Consider the following 16,394-nt stretch of genomic DNA (forward strand, 5'->3'; position numbering starts at 1 on the left):
GGAGCGTGATCATGGAGCTTTCGAGCATATTGAAGCCCGAGGCGGTACGCATTCTATCTGCGGCCTCTAGCAAGAAGAGATTGTTTCAGGAAATCGCAGACGTTGCGTCTGCGGCGCTGAGCATGGATGCGCAGGCCATTGTCGAAAGCCTATTGGAGCGAGAAAGCCTGGGCCCTACGGGAGTAGGCCATGGTGTCGCCTTGCCGCACGCGAGGCTGCCAGACATTGACTCTGTCACTGGCGTTTTCGTGCTTTTGGAAAAGCCGATTGATTTCGGTTCGGTCGATCGTCAGCCGGTCGACCTGGCCTTTTCGTTGTTTGCGCCAGAAGATGCAGGTGTTGACCATTTGAAGGCTTTGGCCCTTGTTTCGCGGACACTGCGCGAACAGACCGTCTGCGCCAAGCTGAGAGCCAATCCGGACCCGGTCAAAATCTACGCAATCCTGACCGAAGCACAGTCGGTTCAGGCCGCGTGATACAAAAAAGCCCCCGGAAAAACGGGGGCTTTTGAATGAGACAGGCTGCGCTCAGCCGCCGGTGCCCATTTCCAACGTCCACCAGATCTTGCCGTTGTTTTCCTGATGCCACGCGAACCCCATTTGCGTGGCGCGCGGATCCATGATCACGGATCGCGGCCCGGGCTCTTGCATCCAGGCGGCCAGCGTTTCGGTTTCGGTCTCAAACGTCTCCGAGATCGCCTCGCCGAGGAATGTCCCGAAATAGCCGACCCGCGCGGCACGATCCAATGGTGATGAACCATCGGACCCGAAATGCCAGGGCCGGTTCTGGCGGGCCATGTCCTTGGAATGCGTGGCAGCTGCAGCGTTGAGTTGCGCATTCAGTTGTACAGGTTGCAGGCCAGAGGCCTGACGCAAAGCGTTCACCGAATCAACCATGCGGAATTGCAGCTTTTCCGGGTTGCCGCGGATTTTGTAGACCGTCGGCAACGGCCTGCCATCGGTGCCCAAAGTGGTCGTCGCCGAATCAGTACAAGCCGCCAGAGCGACCAAACAAATCAACAGAAAGGGAAGAATACGCGTCATGATGGGTCCGAAATTTGTGTCCTCACCGGAAATAGCTTGCGAAAGCCTAGGGGGCAAACATGCAATGAGAGAATGTTGCGTGAATCTGCCGGTTTGGTTTGCGACTGAAGCATTATCGCCATAAAATACCATAGATATTCGCATTTGTGCTTGGAAAAGGACCGTATCCGATGGTCAAGAAACCAATTTCGAACACCACGCGCCGGGGATTTTTGGCTGGTGCCGCCGTAAGTTTGGCCTCGCCCGCGGTTGCGCAATACATCCCAGGCGATCCTTTGCGCCCGGCACCGGAACCCGAGCCCGCTGTGCGCCGCAATATCTCGGGTTTCCGGGCGTTGGACTGGCAGCCTTACTTTTCAAACACCAAAAACGGCGCGATCCTTGTCGATACGGTCTCGCGTGCGCTGCATTATTGGTCAGATGATCAATCAGTGTACAAACTCTACCCGTCTTCAGTGCCTTTGACCGAAGAAATGACCCGCCGGGGACGGACCAGCGTGATCCGCAAAGTCGAAGGTCCCAGCTGGGCACCGACCCCTTCGATGAAAAAGCGGAACCCCGAATGGCCGGACTTCATTCCGCCTGGACCGGATAACCCATTGGGAACACACGCTTTGTACCTCAGCTGGAAGTATTATCGCATCCACGGAACACATGACACGCGCAAAATCGGCCGCAGGTCGTCGAACGGATGCATTGGTTTGTTCAACGAAGACATCGCCGAGCTGTTTTCGATGGCCAAAGTCGGCACGCAAGTGTTGCTAATATGACGACATTTTCGCGCAGCGCGCGGACTGAATCGCAAGTTGCAATTGCATTCCTCGGGCATTGCTGATTAGAAAAACTTACGAGGTAAGTCTTAGATGTGCGGTTTCGCTAATTGGAATCGTGCAAATTCTGGAGGTTAATATGAAGAAACTCGTTCTCGCCGCTGCACTGACCGCCGCTGCTTCGACCGCTTATGCGGGTAACCTGGAAGAGCCGGTCGTTGAAGCGCCGGTTATCGTCGAGGAAACTCAAGGTTCTTCGCAGGGCATCATCCTGCCGCTGATCCTGCTGGTCGTTGTTGCTGCTGCTGTTGCCGCAAGCTAATTCGATACAGAATTCCTGAAAAAGGCGGTGGATCGTTCCACCGCCTTTTTTGTTTGAGGCGCTGCTTACTCGAGCCAGCCGCGCAGGTTGTCTTGAATGACCTTCCCTAACGCCGCGATATGGGCGTCTTGGTCGTTTAGGCACGGGATATAGGTAAAGCTTTCTCCGCCAGCCTCTTCAAAGCTCTCTTTGATCTCTTCATTGATCTCTTCCAGCGTTTCAATGCAATCGGCTGAAAAGGCCGGGGCAATAACCGCGATGTTCTTTTTGCCCTGTTTTGCAAGGTCAGCCACATGATCGACGGTGTAGGGCTTTAGCCACTCTTCCGGGCCAAACCGCGACTGGAAGGTCGATACAAGCTGATCATCTGCCCAGCCCAACCTTTCTTTCAACAGGCGAGAGGTTTTGGCACATTGGCAGTGATAGGGATCGCCTTGCATCAGATAGCGTTCCGGCATGCCGTGATAGGAACAGACCAGTACATCCGGTTTGGTCTCCATCGCGGCATAGGCGGCCTCTACTGACCCGGCCAAAGCGTCGATATAGGCCGGTTCGTCGAAATAGGCGGGCACGGTGCGGCTGGCGGGTTGCCAGGCTTCGTCCATCAAGGCGCGGAAGAACTGGTCGTTGGCCGTGGCCGTCGTAGCCCCGGCATATTGCGGGTAAAGCGGGAAAAACAGGATGCGGTCACAGCCTGCCTCGACCATTTCGCGCACTTTGGATTTGGTCGATGGGTTGCCATAGCGCATACAGAAATCGACCACCACCTGATCTCCGTACCGATTGTGCATCGCATCGCGCAGCTTGGCGGTCTGATCCTTGGTGATCGTCATCAATGGGCTTTCACCCTTGTCGTGGTTCCATATGGACTTGTAGGCCTCGCCCGAGCTAAAGGGGCGCTTGGTCAGGATAATCCCCTGCAATATCGGCTGCCACTTCCACTTGGGGTAATCGATGACCCGCTGATCCGACAGGAACTCGTTCAGATACCGGCGCATTGGCCAATAGGTATAGTCATCCGGCGTCCCCAGATTGGCCAGCAGAATCCCAACGCGCCCCATTTTGACCTTGGGATGGTCGGCGGGGGCATGGGCGGGGCGAGTGGCATCAAACATATCGGGCGTCCTGACTTTCTTTTGTTCCGGCCTGAGATAAGGGGATTCAACCCGGCGTCAATCAGGCAGTTTACCTTCTTCGGTCCGCAATGCATCCGCCAGCCGCATTTGTGCTGATCCCGGGCGCAAGGGTTTGGGTTGGCTGTCATCGGGCGACCAGCCGGTCAGGCAGATCATCTCGAAGGTGGCTGCCAAACGGCCCGAAGCGGTTGGGAAATGTTCTGCGTAAAACTGCTGGGCGGTGTCAAATACGGCGCGCCGGGTTGGGTATTTCAACCGTGCCGACAGCGTGTTGGTCTCTCCCATTTCGCGCAGGTCCCGCATCAGATGCCAGATATCGCGATATTCCGCGGTCAAGGGCACGGCATCTGCAACCGGCAGAGCAAGCCCCGCCCGTTGCAGCAGCCCGCCCAGATCTCGCAACTCGGCCATGGGTGCGACGCGGGGGCTGAGGCCGCCGGTAACCTCGATCTCGGCCTGACCCAAAGCGGCGCGCAGCTGATGCAGGGTTTCTCCGCCCAGGCAAAGCACGAGAAGCAACCCGTCTGGTTGCAACGCGCGATGGCATTGGATCAGCTGCCCCACCGGATCATTGGCCCAGTGCAGCGCCATTGCGTGGATCACCAGGTCATGGGCGCCGGATTGCAGAGCAAGCACTTCGTCATCGGTGGCGGTGATGGCGCCGGGTAAGACATCAGACCAGACATGCGGAAACGGTGTCACAATCGCGGGCGCCGTAAAGGTTTTGTTAACCATGGAGAGCCGATCCTGCACCTCGTCGATCGCGGCGCGGTGCAGAAACAGCGCTTCGTCCCGCGCACGCGCGCGGTGTCGCAGGATGGCCGTGCGGTCAAACAAAGAGGGTGCGTTGGGTTCAGGCAGTTTCATAGCGCGCAAGTATCGCATCACGCAGCGGATTCAAACAGCTCTTGCGCTGATCTATCCGCCACGCTGCATGGGGTGCGGTGCGTTGACCGAATCCGATTTCGGTCTGTGTGGCGCGTGCTGGCGCGAGACGCCGTTTATTGGTGGAGCCGTCTGTGACAGCTGTGGTGTTCCGGTGATGGGTGAAGAGGATGATCATCGCATCGAATGTGACGATTGCCTAAAGACTGCACCCCCTTGGCAGGCGGGTCGCGCTGCGATGTTGTATGACGGCAAAGCGCGATCCTTGATCCTGGCCCTCAAACACGGTGACCGGCCCGAGCTGGCCCGACCAGCAGCAAGATGGCTGGCGCAGGCAGGGCAAGGGCTGTTTCGCCCGAACATGCTGATCGCGCCGGTGCCCTTGCATTGGTCACGCCTGCTTAAGAGGCGCTATAACCAGTCTGCCCTTTTGGCGCAGAACCTTGCGCGCGAGGTCGGGCAGGAATGCATCCCGGATCTGTTACTGCGAAGGGTGCGAACGCCAGTTCTGGACGGTAAAACCGCGGGCGAGCGCGCGGACATATTGGACGGTGCCATTGCCGTGCATCCCAAACGGGGACACCATATCAAAGGGCGCGATGTCCTGCTGATCGATGATGTCATGACTTCGGGCGCGACTCTGGCGGCGTGTACCCGTGTGTGTCAGGCCGCACGGGCAAATCATATTTTCGTGTTGGCTCTGGCGCGCGTTGCCAAGGATGCCTAATTCGCTCAAGATTGCGCGAAACCCGAAGGAAACGGAAAATGAAACCGGTTGAGATCTATACATCGCCGCTTTGTGGCTTTTGCCACGCGGCCAAGCGTTTGCTGAAACAAAAGGGTGTCGAGTTCAAGGAAGTCGACGTTCTGATACACCCAAAACGCAAGCCCGAGATGATCAAGCGTGCGGGTGGTAAACGCACCGTGCCTCAGATTTTCATCGGCTCGCAGCATGTGGGTGGCTGCGACGATCTGTATGAGCTTGAGCGTCAAGGCAAGCTGGACAGTTTGCTTGCGGCCTGATGAAAACAGCCCTGCTGCAGATCACCTCATCGGACGATCCGGCCGAAAATCTGGACATGGTGCGCGCGATGATGACTGACGCGGCCGCGCAGGATGCGCGCTTTGTCCTGACGCCCGAGGTGACGAATTGCGTCTCGACCAGCACCACGCGGCAGCGCGCGGTTCTGCAGCATGAAGAAGACGACATCACTTTGGCAGGTCTGCGTGCGCAGGCCGCCGAGCTGGGCATTTGGCTGCTGATCGGCTCGTTGGGTATCAAGACGCATGATGCGGATGGCCGCTTTGCCAACCGGTGTTTCATGATCGACGCGCAGGGTCAGATCGTGGCGCGGTATGACAAGATCCATATGTTCGATGTGCAGGTTACCGAATCCGAAACCTTTCGCGAATCGAAGAACTATCGCCCGGGCGAAACAGCGGTGATTGCCGAGACGGATTTTGGCAAGGTCGGGCTGACGATTTGCTATGACCTCCGTTTCCCGCATCTTTACGCCGCGCTGGCGCAGGCGGGCGCACGGATTTTGACGGTTCCGGCGGCTTTTTCCCCGGTCACTGGTGCGGCCCATTGGGAATCCCTGTTGCGGGCGCGGGCGATTGAAACCGGGTGCTGGGTTCTGGCCCCGGCGCAAACCGGCACGCACCCGAAGACGCGCGGAAAAACCCGCCAGACCCATGGGCACAGCCTGGTTGTCGCCCCGTGGGGAGAGGTGCTGATCGACGCAGGCACCGATCCGGGCATTCACATTTTCGATTTGGATGATAGTTCTGTGTCAGAGGCGCGCCGCCGCGTGCCCTCATTGACGCATGTTCGGCCTTTTACAGGGCCCTGATCCAGAACCGAGATATGACGGACGAACAAAATGCCCTGGCGGTCACGCTGTTCAGCGAGATCCTGACCGCCGATCAACTGTTGCGCAACCGGCTGAGCCGGGTGCTGCCCAAGGGCATGGAAATCTCGCATTTCTCGGTGCTGAACCACCTGGTGTTTGTGGGGGATGAGCGGACGCCAGCGCAGCTGGCCAGCACCTTCCACGTCACGCGCGGCGCAATGACCAACACCTTGGCCAAGCTGGAATGGGCCGGATACATTCACATCCGCCCCGACTGGGACGACGCCCGCCGCAAAATGGTCGCCATCAGCCCAGCCGGCCGCCGCGCGCGCGATCAGGCGATTTCGTCGATTGCCCCGCTGATCAACCGCGTGGTCGGAGAGCTGGGGCTGGAACGGGTGCGGAGTACGCTGCCTGTGTTGAGGGATCTGCGGTTGCAGTTAGAGGGGGAGTAACCCTACCCAGGCTTCACACTCGCCGTCACATAATTCACGCTCAGATCGCGATCCGAGATCGACCAACTCCACAGGATCGGGTTGAACACGAACCCCTTGCGATCCACCGGGTCCAGCCCGGCCTGGCGCAGCAGGTCAAAGAGCTCATCGGGGGTGATGAACTTGTTCCATTCATGCGTCCCACGCGGTAGCCAGCGCATGACGACCTCGGCTCCGAAAATGGCCACCGCATAGGATTTCGGGTTGCGGTTGATGGTGGAACAGACCTGCAAGCCGCCGGGTTTCAGCAGCTGTTGCGTAGCGGTCAGATAGCCCAAGGGAGCGGCCACATGCTCGACGACTTCCATGTTCAGCACCACGTCGAACTGTTCGCCTGCGGCGGCCATGTCTTCGGCGGTGGTGTGGCGATAGTCGATCTCAAGCCCTGATTGCTCGGCATGGATACGCGCGACGGGTAGGTTGCGCTCAGCCGCGTCGGCGCCCACGACCTCGGCCCCCAAACGCGCCATCGGTTCGCTCAGCAACCCACCGCCACAGCCGATATCCAGCAGGCGCAGGCCTGCAAAGGGATTCGGCGCGGTCAGGTCACGATCGAATTCACCGGCAATTTGCTGCGTGATATAGTCCAGCCGGCACGGGTTCAGCATGTGCAAAGGTTTGAATTTTCCGTGAGGATCCCACCATTCTGCAGCCATCGCTTCAAATTTTGCGATCTCGGACGGGTCCACCGTGTTCGGATGCGCTTGCATTCCTGTCTCCGTGTGCTCTTTTACGCTTAAGGACTATATAGGGCCATAATGGACAAGTACCCGGACCAAAAGCGCGCAGTTCAATATCTGTACTCGCCGATCGACCCGTTCGATCAGCGGATGGTGGATATGGGCGATGGGCATCGTATCTATGTGGAACAATGCGGAAATCCCAAAGGGATCCCGGTTGTGGTTCTGCATGGTGGCCCAGGTGGTGGCTGCAGCCCGGCAATGCGGCGGTATTTCGATCCGCAGGTCTATCGGGTGATTCTGTTTGATCAGCGTGGGTGTGGGCGATCAAGGCCCACCGCGTCGGTGGAAAACAACACCACATGGCACCTGGTCGCCGATATCGAACGTTTGAGAAAGCTCTTTGAGATTGAAGAGTGGCTTGTGTTTGGCGGCAGCTGGGGCGCGACCCTTGCCTTGATTTATGCGCAGACCCATCCGGATCGTGTCAGTCATCTGGTGCTGCGCGGCGTCTTTTTGGCCACGCAATCCGAACTCGATTGGTTCTATGGCGGCGGCGCAGGCAAGTTCTGGCCCGAGCAATGGGCCAAGTTCACCGCGCTTCTTTCCGATGCCGAGCTGAAGGATACGATTGCAGCCTACAACAAACGCCTCTTCTCAGGCGATCGCGCGACGGAAATCCTCTATGCGCGGGCCTGGTCGCATTGGGAGAACGCGCTGGCTTCGGTGCATACCAATGGGTCGGTCGGGGAAAGCCCGGGTGAATATGCGCGCACCTTTGCGCGGCTTGAGAATCACTATTTCATCAACAAGGCGTTCCTTGAAAAAGATGGCCAGATTCTGGATCAGATGGATCAGATTCAGGATATCCCCGGCTTCATCGTGCAGGGGCGCTATGATATGATCTGCCCGCCGCAAGCTGCTTGGGAGCTGGCAGAGCGTTGGCCCAATGCCGAGCTGAAGATGGTTCGTAACGCTGGGCATGCCTTGTCCGAACCCGGCATCAGTGCCGAGTTGATCCGCATTATGGATCGGATTGCCGAGGGCCTGTCATGACCCGGATTGACCGCCGTGCCTTGTTCGCCTCAGGTGCCGCCGCAGCGTTGCTGGCGGCCACCGGCGCGACCTTGGCGGATACGCCGAAACAGGGCGGGACCCTGCGTCTGGCGGTGCCGCGTGATGACAGCCTGGATCTGGTGGCGCGAGGGGCCGTCTTTGACACGCTGACCGAGATTGCACCCGATGGCACGTTGCGCGGTGAGCTGGCGACAGGCTGGCATACGGATGCCGAGGCGCGCGTTTGGACCTTTGATCTGCGCCAAGACGTGCTGTTCCACGATGGCGCTGCGCTGGACGTGACCGATGTATTGGCCGTTCTGGACCGCGTTGGCCAGGCTGAAGCCCTGTCGCCCCGCCAGTTGCGGCTGGAGCTGACCGACAGCAACCCTGGTTTGCCGTTTCTTCTGGCCGACAGCCCCTTTGTGATAACCGGCGCCGGGCAAGAGGTTTCGCCTCTGCACGCGGCCAATGGCACCGGCTGTTATCGGGTCGAGCGCGCCGAAGACAATCGCCATTTCCTAGGCCGCCGCGTGGACAATCACTATAAGGCCGGAACCGCCGGTTGGGCCGATGCGGTTGAGGTGATCGTGATCCCCGATCCCTCCGTGCGCGCCGAGGCGCTGCGCGATGGTTACGTGGATGTTGCGGCCTTGCCTGATGCCGCCGGGCTGAAGGGCGTGCGCGGATTGCGCTTTCACCCGTCCGAATCGGACATGGCGCTTGCGGTGGCCTCGATGGTTGGTTTGCCGCGCCAATTGGGTCAGTCCCGCGCGTTGGATGATGGGCGATTGGCCGAAAGATGGTGGATCGCCTAAGGCGAAAAAGATCGCCTTGATCACATTCTCAGACAATCGTCTTGCAGACTCGGGCCATCCTGCGTATATGCCTCCGTAACAGCGGCGTGTCGGGCGAAGGTCTGAGGCTCCACCGGAAAGTTCGACGGGCCGCGCGCCCGTTTTTTTGTGCCCGACTGAAGGGTAGAGAACCTGATGACAAATGACTTGATAGCCAAAGCTGCCATTGACCGGCGACTGGCCGAGATCATCACCCCCGTGATCGAGGATCTGGGGTATGAGCTTGTGCGCATCCGTTTGATGAGCGGTAAGCAGACCACCTTGCAGATCATGGCCGACAAGCCCGATGGTGGCATCGAAGTGGATGACTGCGCCGAGATTTCGAACGCGGTCAGCGCCACGCTGGATGTCGAGGATCCGATCCTCGACGCCTATACGCTTGAGGTATCCAGCCCAGGGATCGACCGCCCTTTGACCCGTCTCAAGGATTTTGAGACTTTCGAAGGGTATGAGGCCAAGATCGAGACCGCAGAATTGATCGACGGACGCCGCCGGTTCAAAGGTGAGTTGGCCGGGATCGAAGGGGACGAGGTTTTGATCAACATCCCCGAAGGATCCGAGACGATCACCATCGGTCTGCAGTTTGACTGGCTGAGCGATGCCAAGCTGGTCCTGACCGATGATCTGATCAAGGAAATGCTGCGCCAGCGCAAAGACGCCGGTGCCCTGAACGAAAACGCTTTCGACGAGATTGAGACCGAAGGGTCCGAAGAGGAGACGAACTGATGGCAATCACCTCAGCCAACCAACTGGAGCTGTTGCAGACCGCCGAGGCCGTGGCCCGCGAAAAGATGATCGACCCCGGTCTGGTTGTCGAAGCGATGGAGGAATCGCTCGCCCGCGCCGCCAAGAGCCGTTACGGCGCCGAGATGGACATCCGCGTGTCCATCGACCGCAAAACCGGCAAGGCGACCTTTACCCGCGTGCGCACCGTGGTCGAGGATGAAGAGCTTGAGAATTATCAGGCCGAGTTCACTGTCGAACAAGCCAAGCAATATATGGAAAACCCCGAGGTCGGTGACGTCTTTGTTGAAGAAGTTCCTCCGGTCGAAATGGGCCGTATCGCCGCGCAATCTGCGAAGCAGGTTATCCTGCAAAAGGTGCGTGAGGCCGAGCGGGATCGTCAGTACGAAGAATTCAAGGATCGCGCAGGCACCATCATCAATGGCGCCGTGAAACGCGAAGAGTTCGGCAATGTCATCGTTGATCTGGGCGGTGCCGAGGCCGTTCTGCGCCGCAATGACAAGATTGGTCGCGAAAGCTATCGCCCAAATGACCGCGTGCGCGCCTATATCAAAGAGGTCCGCCGCGAAGTGCGCGGCCATCAGATCTTCCTGTCGCGGACAGCGCCGGAATTCATGGCCGAGCTGTTCAAGATGGAAGTCCCCGAGATCTACGACGGCATTATCGAGGTCAAGGCCGTGGCGCGTGACCCCGGTTCGCGTGCCAAGATTGCCGTGATCTCATATGACGGTTCTATCGACCCCGTTGGCGCTTGCGTTGGTATGCGCGGCAGCCGGGTACAGGCCGTTGTGAACGAGTTGCAGGGCGAAAAGATCGACATCATTCCCTGGAACGAAGATCAGCCGACGTTCCTGGTGAACGCGCTTCAGCCTGCCGAGGTCTCCAAAGTGGTTTTGGACGAAGAGGCTGGCAAGATCGAAGTTGTGGTGCCTGAGGAACAGCTGAGCCTCGCCATCGGTCGTCGTGGTCAGAACGTGCGTCTGGCCAGCCAGCTAACCGGTCTGGATATCGATATCATGACCGAAGCTGAAGAATCAGCGCGCCGCCAGAAGGAATTCGAAGCCCGCACCCAGCTGTTTATGGACAGCCTGGATCTGGACGAATTCTTCGCTCAACTTCTGGTTTCGGAAGGGTTCACAAACCTGGAAGAGGTGGCCTATGTCGAGATCGAAGAACTGCTGGTCATCGACGGTGTGGATGAAGGTACCGCGCAAGAATTGCAAACCCGTGCCCGTGAGTTCCTCGAGGCGCAGGCCAAGGCCGCGCTGGATGCCGCACGTGCTCTGGGCGCCGAAGAAAGCCTTATTGAATTCGAAGGCCTGACACCCCAAATGGTGGAAGCACTGGCCAAGGATGATGTGAAGACGCTGGAAGACTTCGCAACCTGCGCCGACTGGGAACTGGCCGGAGGCTGGACCACAGTTGATGGTGAGCGTATCAAGGATGACGGTGTGCTAGAGCCTTTCGGCGTAACGCTGGAAGAAGCGCAAGATCTGGTGATGACCGCACGCATTATGCTGGGCTGGGTTGATCCGGCCGAGTTGGAACAGATCGAAGCAGATGGCGAAGCGACCGACGAGGAGGTCGAGGCCTGATCTCAGGCCTCGGGTGGCTTAGATGGGTCGCGGTGGCGTCCATAAGGATCGGTCGGAAGACCCCGAGCGCAAGTGCATCGCCACAGGCGAGGTTCAGCCCAAACATGGGCTGGTCCGCTTTGTGACGGGGCCGGACGGTCAGGTCTATCCCGATGTCGCGGCAAAACTGCCGGGACGCGGGGTCTATGTGGCGGCTGACCGCGATGCGCTGGCCACTGCGGTGGGTAAAAAGCTGTTCGCGCGCGGGTTCAAGGCTCAGGTGACTGTGCCCAAGGATCTGGTGGACGAGGTCGAAAAACAGGTTTCGCGACGGGTGATCGAACTGATCAGCCTTGCGCGCAAGTCCGGTGATGCGGTCGCCGGGTATGAAAAGGTCAAGACGTGGCTGGACCGGGATGAGGCCCAGGTGCTGATTCAGGCCAGCGATGGATCGGGACGCGGCAAGTCGAAACTGAGCACGCCGCATTTCGGGAAATACATCGGATGGCTGACTGCGGATGAATTAGGACAGGCATTTGGGCGCCAAACCGTGATTCATGCGGCGCTGGCCTCTGGCGGACTCGCCAAACGTGTTGTAGAGGAAGCGCAGCGCCTGCGTGGCTTGCGCGAAACGGATGACGGCGGCAAGGGCCGCTCGGAAGGGTAAGAAGCTTTATGAGCGATAGTGACGGCAAAAAGACATTGGGTCTTCGTGGCGGGGCACGCCCCGGGAATGTGAAACAGAGTTTCAGCCACGGACGCACCAAGAATGTCGTGGTGGAAACCAAACGCAAACGCGTCGTGGTCCCCAAGCCGGGCGCAAGCAAGCCGGGTGGCGGAGCTGCGCCTTCGGGTGATCCGTCGCGTCGCCCAGCGGGTATTTCTGACGCGGAAATGGCGCGCCGGATGAAAGCGCTGCAAGCGGCCAAGGCCCGCGAGGTCGAAGAGGCCGCTGAGCGTGAAGCGGCTGAAAAGGCGCGCGAGGAAGAACGCGCCCGTCGTCGTGCGGAACAGGAAGCCAAAGAGCGTGAACAGCGCGAGGCCGAAGAACGCGCCCGCGCTAAGGCCGAAGAAGAAGAGCGCAAGCGTCAGGAAGCGGAAGAAGCTGCCAAACGTGCTGCTGCTGCCCCCGCGCCGGAAGAGGTCAAGCCCGCGCGCGGCCCGGCCAACAAACCTGCACCCGCAGCCACCCCGCGCAAACAAGACCGTGAACGCGAGCAGCGTGGTCGTGGCAAAGGCCGTGATGACAACCGTCGTTCGGGCAAACTGACACTGGGTCAAGCCACCGGTGGCGAAGGCAATCGCCAACGCTCGATGGCGGCGATGAAGCGCAAACAAGAGCGCGCGCGCCAGAAAGCCATGGGCGGCCCGGTTGAGCGGGAAAAGGTGATCCGCGATGTGCAACTACCCGAGGCCATCATGGTCTCGGAACTGGCCAACCGTATGGCTGAACGCGTGGCCGATGTGGTCAAGTCGCTGATGCAGATGGGCATGATGGTGACGCAGAACCAGACCATCGACGCCGATACCGCAGAATTGATCATCGAAGAATTTGGCCACAAGGTCACCCGCGTCTCGGACTCGGACGTTGAAGACGTCATCAAAGAGGTCGAGGATACTGACGAAGATCTGAAATCGCGCCCGCCGGTCATCACCATCATGGGTCACGTTGACCACGGTAAAACCTCATTGCTGGATGCAATCCGCGATGCACGCGTTGTGGCTGGCGAAGCGGGTGGGATCACCCAGCATATCGGTGCCTATCAGGTGAAAACCGATGGCGGCACCACGCTGACCTTCCTGGATACGCCGGGCCACGCGGCCTTTACCTCGATGCGTTCGCGCGGGGCTCAGGTCACGGATATCGTGGTTCTGGTTGTGGCCGCTGATGACGCGGTGATGCCGCAGACGGTTGAGGCGATTAATCACGCCAAAGCCGCCGGTGTTCCGATGATCGTGGCGATCAACAAAATCGATAAGCCCGAAGCGAACCCGGACAAGGTGCGCACCGACCTTTTGCAGCACGAAGTGATCGTCGAAAAGATGTCGGGTGAGGTTCAGGACGTCGAGGTTTCGGCCATGACCGGCCAGGGCCTGGACGAACTGCTTGAGGCCATCGCGCTGCAAGCCGAGATTCTGGAGCTCAAAGCCAACCCCGACCGCGCTGCCCAAGGTGCCGTGATCGAAGCGCAGCTGGATGTGGGCCGTGGTCCTGTGGCCACCGTTCTGGTTCAGAATGGCACGCTGCATCAGGGCGATATCTTCGTTGTCGGTGAGCAATACGGTAAGGTCCGCGCACTGATCAATGACAAGGGAGACCGCGTCAAAGAAGCGGGCCCCTCGGTTCCGGTCGAGGTTCTGGGCCTCAACGGCACGCCCGAGGCCGGTGACGTTCTGAACGTGACCGAAACCGAAGCGCAGGCGCGTGAGATCGCCGAATACCGCGAGAAAGCCGCCAAGGACAAACGCGCTGCTGCTGGTGCTGCGACAACGCTTGAGCAGCTGATGCAGAAGGCCAAGGAAGACGAGAACGTGGCCGAGCTGCCGATCCTCGTCAAAGCCGATGTGCAGGGCTCTGCCGAAGCCATCGTTCAGGCTATGGAAAAGATTGGCAATGATGAGGTCCGCGTACGCGTGCTGCATTCAGGCGTTGGTGCGATCACCGAAACCGATGTGGGCCTGGCCGAAGCCTCTGGCGCACCGGTCTTCGGGTTCAACGTCCGCGCCAACGCATCGGCGCGCAACACGGCGAACCAGAAGGGTGTCGAGATCCGGTACTACTCGGTCATCTATGACCTTGTGGATGATGTGAAAGCTGCCGCTTCCGGCCTGCTGAGCGCCGAGATCCGCGAAAAGTTCATCGGATACGCCGAAATCCGCGAAGTCTTCAAAGTTACCGGCGTCGGCAAGGTTGCCGGCTGTCTGGTCACCGAAGGCGTTGCCCGCCGCTCCGCCGGCGTCCGCCTGCTGCGCGACAACGTGGTGATCCACGAAGGCACGCTGAAGACGCTGAAACGCTTCAAGGACGAAGTGGCCGAAGTTCAGTCGGGTCAGGAATGTGGTATGGCGTTTGAGAACTACGACGACATCCGCCAGGGCGACGTGATCGAAATCTTCGAACGCGAAGAGGTTACGCGCACACTGGATTGATCCGGTCTGGTGAGTGAAATGCAACGCAGCGGCCCTTTGGGCCGCTGTTTTTTTGTGGGGTGCCGGGTGCTGGCCAGTCTTTGGACGAGGCTAGCAGTGGAACAAATGAACTGAGGTCTAGGCCTTGGGCTGATTTGCGGACATTGCTACCGTTCGCTCTCTGGCTTCTAATGTCTGCTTTCGCGCACAAATCTAGTTCAAAACTCAAAGTCGCATGCTCATCTCATGCCAAGTCAATCCTCCGTGGGTTGAGGCAGACAGTCTCAAATACAGATAACCAAGCTTCTCATAGAGCGGTACGTGATGCTCTTTGCACATCAAGTAAATCATTTTTTTGTCCATCTCGCGCATTCGGCCGATGAACTCATCCATCAGCGCCCGAGAGTGACCCCTTCCTTGCGCGGCAGGGTCGACGACCACGGACATGATGACAACATTCGGTGCATCGGGATCATGGCCGATGAGTTCCTTGAATTCCTCGTCTGACATTTCGACGTTATGCGCGCATCCACAATTGATGAAACCACATGTCTTATTGTCTAATTCAAGGATCAGAAAACCCTCTGGATAATTCTCGATACGTTTGGAGATCTTCGCATGGGTCGCAGCTTCGTCTCCTTCATATGCGGCGGTCTCGATCTCGAAGCAGCGATCCGCATCGGCAAGCTGTGCGTTTCGAAAGGTGATCATACAAGTCTCTTATGCTGCAACTGATTTCCGAGCCTCGCTGACTTGCCTGGCGATTTGCCCGATGTGGCGACCGTCAGTGCCGCAACACCCACCCCAAACGTGCACATGTGGGAACCGTTTGGAAAGCGCCGCCATTTGCCCTCCCAATTCTTCCGGATCGCCATCCTCAAGGTGACCAAGGCTGCAAAGAGAGAGCAATTCCATTGCAACGGCATTCGGCAGGAAGCCTCCCAGTCGATTAGTCCATTCACCGTGGGTCAATCCAGGCTCGAACTCGGTCGGGTGGGCGCAGTTAACCATGTAGTAGAGCGGCGCGTTGCTCGTGGCGGCATCAATGTTTGTCACCGCATCGGCCAGCGCCGTGCCGTCGTTAAGTCGTCCACCCTTCGCGATCATTGAAACGACGCTAGGGATGTCGGCAGCTTTCGCAGCGCGCGCAAATCCGATAGCTTCTTCAACACTTGAGAATGTCGCGGCGGTAACAAAGTCGGCCCCGGCGTCCCTGAGTGTAATGATCTGCTCTGAATGATAGTCTTCGGCTTCAGCGGCATTTTCTACCCGACCGGTGTCATAGGCGTCTCCACGTGGCCCAATGCTACCGCCAATCAGCATAGGCGTTGTGTCGCTCTGATACTCGCGAGCGAAATCCTTGTAGAACTCGATCCCACGAATATTGATTTCTGCGAGGGCTCCTTTTGAAAAGCCGATCAGTTCCCCCCAGTCACGGCTGGCTCGATAATGAAGGCCGTCGTTTATGACGCCGAACCCATTTTCGACAGCCGCCTCAACCAGCCTCCGGTGGTAGTCGGTCAGGCAAGCGAGGCCCCGCTTGTCATTCAACAGTTCAAATGCGCAAAAGTGACGAAGTTCGAAGCCGTCCTTGTATTGGAGCCAAGTCTCGAAACCCCAGCCACAGGCCATGTCTTGTCCGCTTTGTTGCGGAAGAGCTTGTTGTTGCGCCATGTCCGTCCCCCTTTTGGTTGGAGGTAGATTAGCCAAATTTCTTACGATTGTCTCGGATCGTCATTTCCTTGATCGGACATTCATCCGCTGCGCAGCATCCGTCATGATGGGCTCCAAGCAACATTGCGACAGCTCGGATCGCGCCAGCTTCGAAAATTCGCTCCGGTACGCTCGATC

19 protein-coding genes are annotated in these 16,394 nt (G+C 58.6%); 13 read left to right on the forward strand and 6 right to left on the reverse strand.

Annotation, left to right across the window (positions count from 1 at the left end):
* Positions 1-11: 11 nt before the first annotated feature.
* Positions 12-476 carry a PTS sugar transporter subunit IIA gene (locus tag GOX45_RS03110; protein ID WP_171097865.1) on the forward strand — a complete coding sequence of 155 codons (465 nt, stop codon included), beginning with the start codon at positions 12-14 and terminating at the stop codon, positions 474-476.
* A 51-nt stretch (positions 477-527) separates the two neighbouring features.
* On the opposite strand, the gene GOX45_RS03115 is transcribed toward GOX45_RS03110, so the two are convergent.
* On the reverse strand, positions 528-1,043 hold the full coding sequence (locus GOX45_RS03115; RefSeq protein WP_171097867.1) for a CAP domain-containing protein: 516 nt from the start codon (positions 1,041-1,043) through the stop codon (positions 528-530).
* A gap of 170 nt (positions 1,044-1,213) precedes the next feature.
* On the opposite strand from GOX45_RS03115, the gene GOX45_RS03120 reads away from it, so the two are divergent.
* Positions 1,214-1,813: a L,D-transpeptidase gene (locus GOX45_RS03120; protein ID WP_171097869.1), complete on the forward strand. Its 600-nt coding sequence runs from the start codon at positions 1,214-1,216 to the stop codon at positions 1,811-1,813.
* 139 nt (positions 1,814-1,952) lie between these two features.
* Positions 1,953-2,135: a hypothetical protein gene (locus GOX45_RS03125; protein WP_171097871.1), complete on the forward strand. Its 183-nt coding sequence runs from the start codon at positions 1,953-1,955 to the stop codon at positions 2,133-2,135.
* 65 nt (positions 2,136-2,200) lie between these two features.
* Here GOX45_RS03125 and hemH read toward each other — a convergent pair whose 3' ends face one another.
* Both hemH and GOX45_RS03135 read right to left on the reverse strand, forming a co-directional pair.
* Positions 2,201-3,250: a ferrochelatase gene (gene hemH / locus GOX45_RS03130; protein ID WP_171097873.1), complete on the reverse strand. Its 1,050-nt coding sequence runs from the start codon at positions 3,248-3,250 to the stop codon at positions 2,201-2,203.
* 57 nt (positions 3,251-3,307) lie between these two features.
* A complete protein-coding gene (locus tag GOX45_RS03135; RefSeq protein ID WP_171097874.1) occupies positions 3,308-4,138 on the reverse strand; it encodes a methyltransferase domain-containing protein in 831 nt (276 codons plus the stop codon).
* Here GOX45_RS03135 and GOX45_RS03140 point away from each other — a divergent pair.
* From GOX45_RS03140 to GOX45_RS03155, 4 genes are read left to right on the forward strand one after another with little or no spacing between them, the layout of a single operon-like run.
* On the forward strand, positions 4,119-4,883 hold the full coding sequence (locus GOX45_RS03140; protein WP_254445912.1) for a ComF family protein: 765 nt from the start codon (positions 4,119-4,121) through the stop codon (positions 4,881-4,883). The two genes, GOX45_RS03135 and GOX45_RS03140, sit on opposite strands and share 20 nt — an antisense overlap.
* Positions 4,884-4,921: 38 nt before the next feature.
* Positions 4,922-5,179: a glutaredoxin 3 gene (gene grxC, locus GOX45_RS03145; RefSeq protein WP_171097876.1), complete on the forward strand. Its 258-nt coding sequence runs from the start codon at positions 4,922-4,924 to the stop codon at positions 5,177-5,179.
* Complete coding sequence (locus GOX45_RS03150; RefSeq protein WP_171097878.1) at positions 5,179-6,009, forward strand: carbon-nitrogen hydrolase family protein; 831 nt, start codon at positions 5,179-5,181, stop codon at positions 6,007-6,009. Before grxC ends, GOX45_RS03150 begins: the two co-directional genes overlap by 1 nt.
* A 14-nt stretch (positions 6,010-6,023) precedes the next feature.
* Entirely contained in the window at positions 6,024-6,464 is a 441-nt protein-coding gene (locus GOX45_RS03155; protein WP_171097881.1) for a MarR family winged helix-turn-helix transcriptional regulator, read from the forward strand.
* A 2-nt stretch (positions 6,465-6,466) separates the two neighbouring features.
* On the opposite strand, the gene ubiG is transcribed toward GOX45_RS03155, so the two are convergent.
* Positions 6,467-7,213 carry a bifunctional 2-polyprenyl-6-hydroxyphenol methylase/3-demethylubiquinol 3-O-methyltransferase UbiG gene (gene ubiG, locus GOX45_RS03160; protein WP_171097883.1) on the reverse strand — a complete coding sequence of 249 codons (747 nt, stop codon included), beginning with the start codon at positions 7,211-7,213 and terminating at the stop codon, positions 6,467-6,469.
* A 48-nt stretch (positions 7,214-7,261) separates the two neighbouring features.
* On the opposite strand from ubiG, the gene pip reads away from it, so the two are divergent.
* The 6 genes from pip to infB all read left to right on the forward strand — a co-directional run bounded on the left by pip (position 7,262) and on the right by infB (position 14,564).
* Positions 7,262-8,239 (forward strand): prolyl aminopeptidase, encoded by a 978-nt coding sequence (pip, locus tag GOX45_RS03165; protein WP_171097885.1) that lies wholly within the window; start codon positions 7,262-7,264, stop codon positions 8,237-8,239.
* Positions 8,236-9,057, forward strand: a complete 822-nt coding sequence (locus GOX45_RS03170; RefSeq protein ID WP_171097887.1) for an ABC transporter substrate-binding protein — start codon at positions 8,236-8,238, stop codon at positions 9,055-9,057. The genes pip and GOX45_RS03170 overlap by 4 nt, the downstream gene beginning before the upstream one ends.
* 174 nt (positions 9,058-9,231) lie before the next feature.
* Positions 9,232-9,822 carry a ribosome maturation factor RimP gene (gene rimP, locus GOX45_RS03175; RefSeq protein WP_170386826.1) on the forward strand — a complete coding sequence of 197 codons (591 nt, stop codon included), beginning with the start codon at positions 9,232-9,234 and terminating at the stop codon, positions 9,820-9,822.
* Positions 9,822-11,435: a transcription termination factor NusA gene (gene nusA / locus GOX45_RS03180; protein ID WP_171097888.1), complete on the forward strand. Its 1,614-nt coding sequence runs from the start codon at positions 9,822-9,824 to the stop codon at positions 11,433-11,435. Before rimP ends, nusA begins: the two co-directional genes overlap by 1 nt.
* A 22-nt stretch (positions 11,436-11,457) precedes the next feature.
* Positions 11,458-12,081 (forward strand): RNA-binding protein, encoded by a 624-nt coding sequence (locus GOX45_RS03185; protein ID WP_171097890.1) that lies wholly within the window; start codon positions 11,458-11,460, stop codon positions 12,079-12,081.
* An 8-nt stretch (positions 12,082-12,089) separates the two neighbouring features.
* On the forward strand, positions 12,090-14,564 hold the full coding sequence (infB, locus tag GOX45_RS03190) for a translation initiation factor IF-2 (protein WP_171097891.1): 2,475 nt from the start codon (positions 12,090-12,092) through the stop codon (positions 14,562-14,564).
* A 204-nt stretch (positions 14,565-14,768) separates the two neighbouring features.
* Here infB and GOX45_RS03195 read toward each other — a convergent pair whose 3' ends face one another.
* Together GOX45_RS03195 and GOX45_RS03200 are read right to left on the reverse strand one after the other, a co-directional pair.
* Positions 14,769-15,254 (reverse strand): GNAT family N-acetyltransferase, encoded by a 486-nt coding sequence (locus GOX45_RS03195; protein ID WP_171097893.1) that lies wholly within the window; start codon positions 15,252-15,254, stop codon positions 14,769-14,771.
* A gap of 9 nt (positions 15,255-15,263) precedes the next feature.
* Positions 15,264-16,217 (reverse strand): homocysteine S-methyltransferase family protein, encoded by a 954-nt coding sequence (locus tag GOX45_RS03200; protein ID WP_171097895.1) that lies wholly within the window; start codon positions 16,215-16,217, stop codon positions 15,264-15,266.
* Positions 16,218-16,394 lie beyond the last annotated feature (177 nt).

Origin of the sequence: Ruegeria sp. HKCCD7255 (assembly GCF_013031565.1) — a bacterium.
In the GTDB taxonomy this organism is placed as follows: domain Bacteria; phylum Pseudomonadota; class Alphaproteobacteria; order Rhodobacterales; family Rhodobacteraceae; genus Ruegeria.

What these genes read in the sequence shown, in the direction of transcription:
- GOX45_RS03110 (WP_171097865.1), top strand. Translation starts at nt 12, where the DNA reads ATGGAGCTTTCGAGCATATTGAAGCCCGAGGCGGTACGCATTCTATCT.
- GOX45_RS03115 (WP_171097867.1), bottom strand. Translation starts at nt 1,043, where the DNA reads ATGACGCGTATTCTTCCCTTTCTGTTGATTTGTTTGGTCGCTCTGGCG.
- GOX45_RS03120 (WP_171097869.1), top strand. Translation starts at nt 1,214, where the DNA reads ATGGTCAAGAAACCAATTTCGAACACCACGCGCCGGGGATTTTTGGCT.
- GOX45_RS03125 (WP_171097871.1), top strand. Translation starts at nt 1,953, where the DNA reads ATGAAGAAACTCGTTCTCGCCGCTGCACTGACCGCCGCTGCTTCGACC.
- hemH (WP_171097873.1), bottom strand. Translation starts at nt 3,250, where the DNA reads ATGTTTGATGCCACTCGCCCCGCCCATGCCCCCGCCGACCATCCCAAG.
- GOX45_RS03135 (WP_171097874.1), bottom strand. Translation starts at nt 4,138, where the DNA reads ATGAAACTGCCTGAACCCAACGCACCCTCTTTGTTTGACCGCACGGCC.
- grxC (WP_171097876.1), top strand. Translation starts at nt 4,922, where the DNA reads ATGAAACCGGTTGAGATCTATACATCGCCGCTTTGTGGCTTTTGCCAC.
- GOX45_RS03150 (WP_171097878.1), top strand. Translation starts at nt 5,179, where the DNA reads ATGAAAACAGCCCTGCTGCAGATCACCTCATCGGACGATCCGGCCGAA.
- GOX45_RS03155 (WP_171097881.1), top strand. Translation starts at nt 6,024, where the DNA reads ATGACGGACGAACAAAATGCCCTGGCGGTCACGCTGTTCAGCGAGATC.
- ubiG (WP_171097883.1), bottom strand. Translation starts at nt 7,213, where the DNA reads ATGCAAGCGCATCCGAACACGGTGGACCCGTCCGAGATCGCAAAATTT.
- pip (WP_171097885.1), top strand. Translation starts at nt 7,262, where the DNA reads ATGGACAAGTACCCGGACCAAAAGCGCGCAGTTCAATATCTGTACTCG.
- GOX45_RS03170 (WP_171097887.1), top strand. Translation starts at nt 8,236, where the DNA reads ATGACCCGGATTGACCGCCGTGCCTTGTTCGCCTCAGGTGCCGCCGCA.
- rimP (WP_170386826.1), top strand. Translation starts at nt 9,232, where the DNA reads ATGACAAATGACTTGATAGCCAAAGCTGCCATTGACCGGCGACTGGCC.
- nusA (WP_171097888.1), top strand. Translation starts at nt 9,822, where the DNA reads ATGGCAATCACCTCAGCCAACCAACTGGAGCTGTTGCAGACCGCCGAG.
- GOX45_RS03185 (WP_171097890.1), top strand. Translation starts at nt 11,458, where the DNA reads ATGGGTCGCGGTGGCGTCCATAAGGATCGGTCGGAAGACCCCGAGCGC.
- infB (WP_171097891.1), top strand. Translation starts at nt 12,090, where the DNA reads ATGAGCGATAGTGACGGCAAAAAGACATTGGGTCTTCGTGGCGGGGCA.
- GOX45_RS03195 (WP_171097893.1), bottom strand. Translation starts at nt 15,254, where the DNA reads ATGATCACCTTTCGAAACGCACAGCTTGCCGATGCGGATCGCTGCTTC.
- GOX45_RS03200 (WP_171097895.1), bottom strand. Translation starts at nt 16,217, where the DNA reads ATGGCGCAACAACAAGCTCTTCCGCAACAAAGCGGACAAGACATGGCC.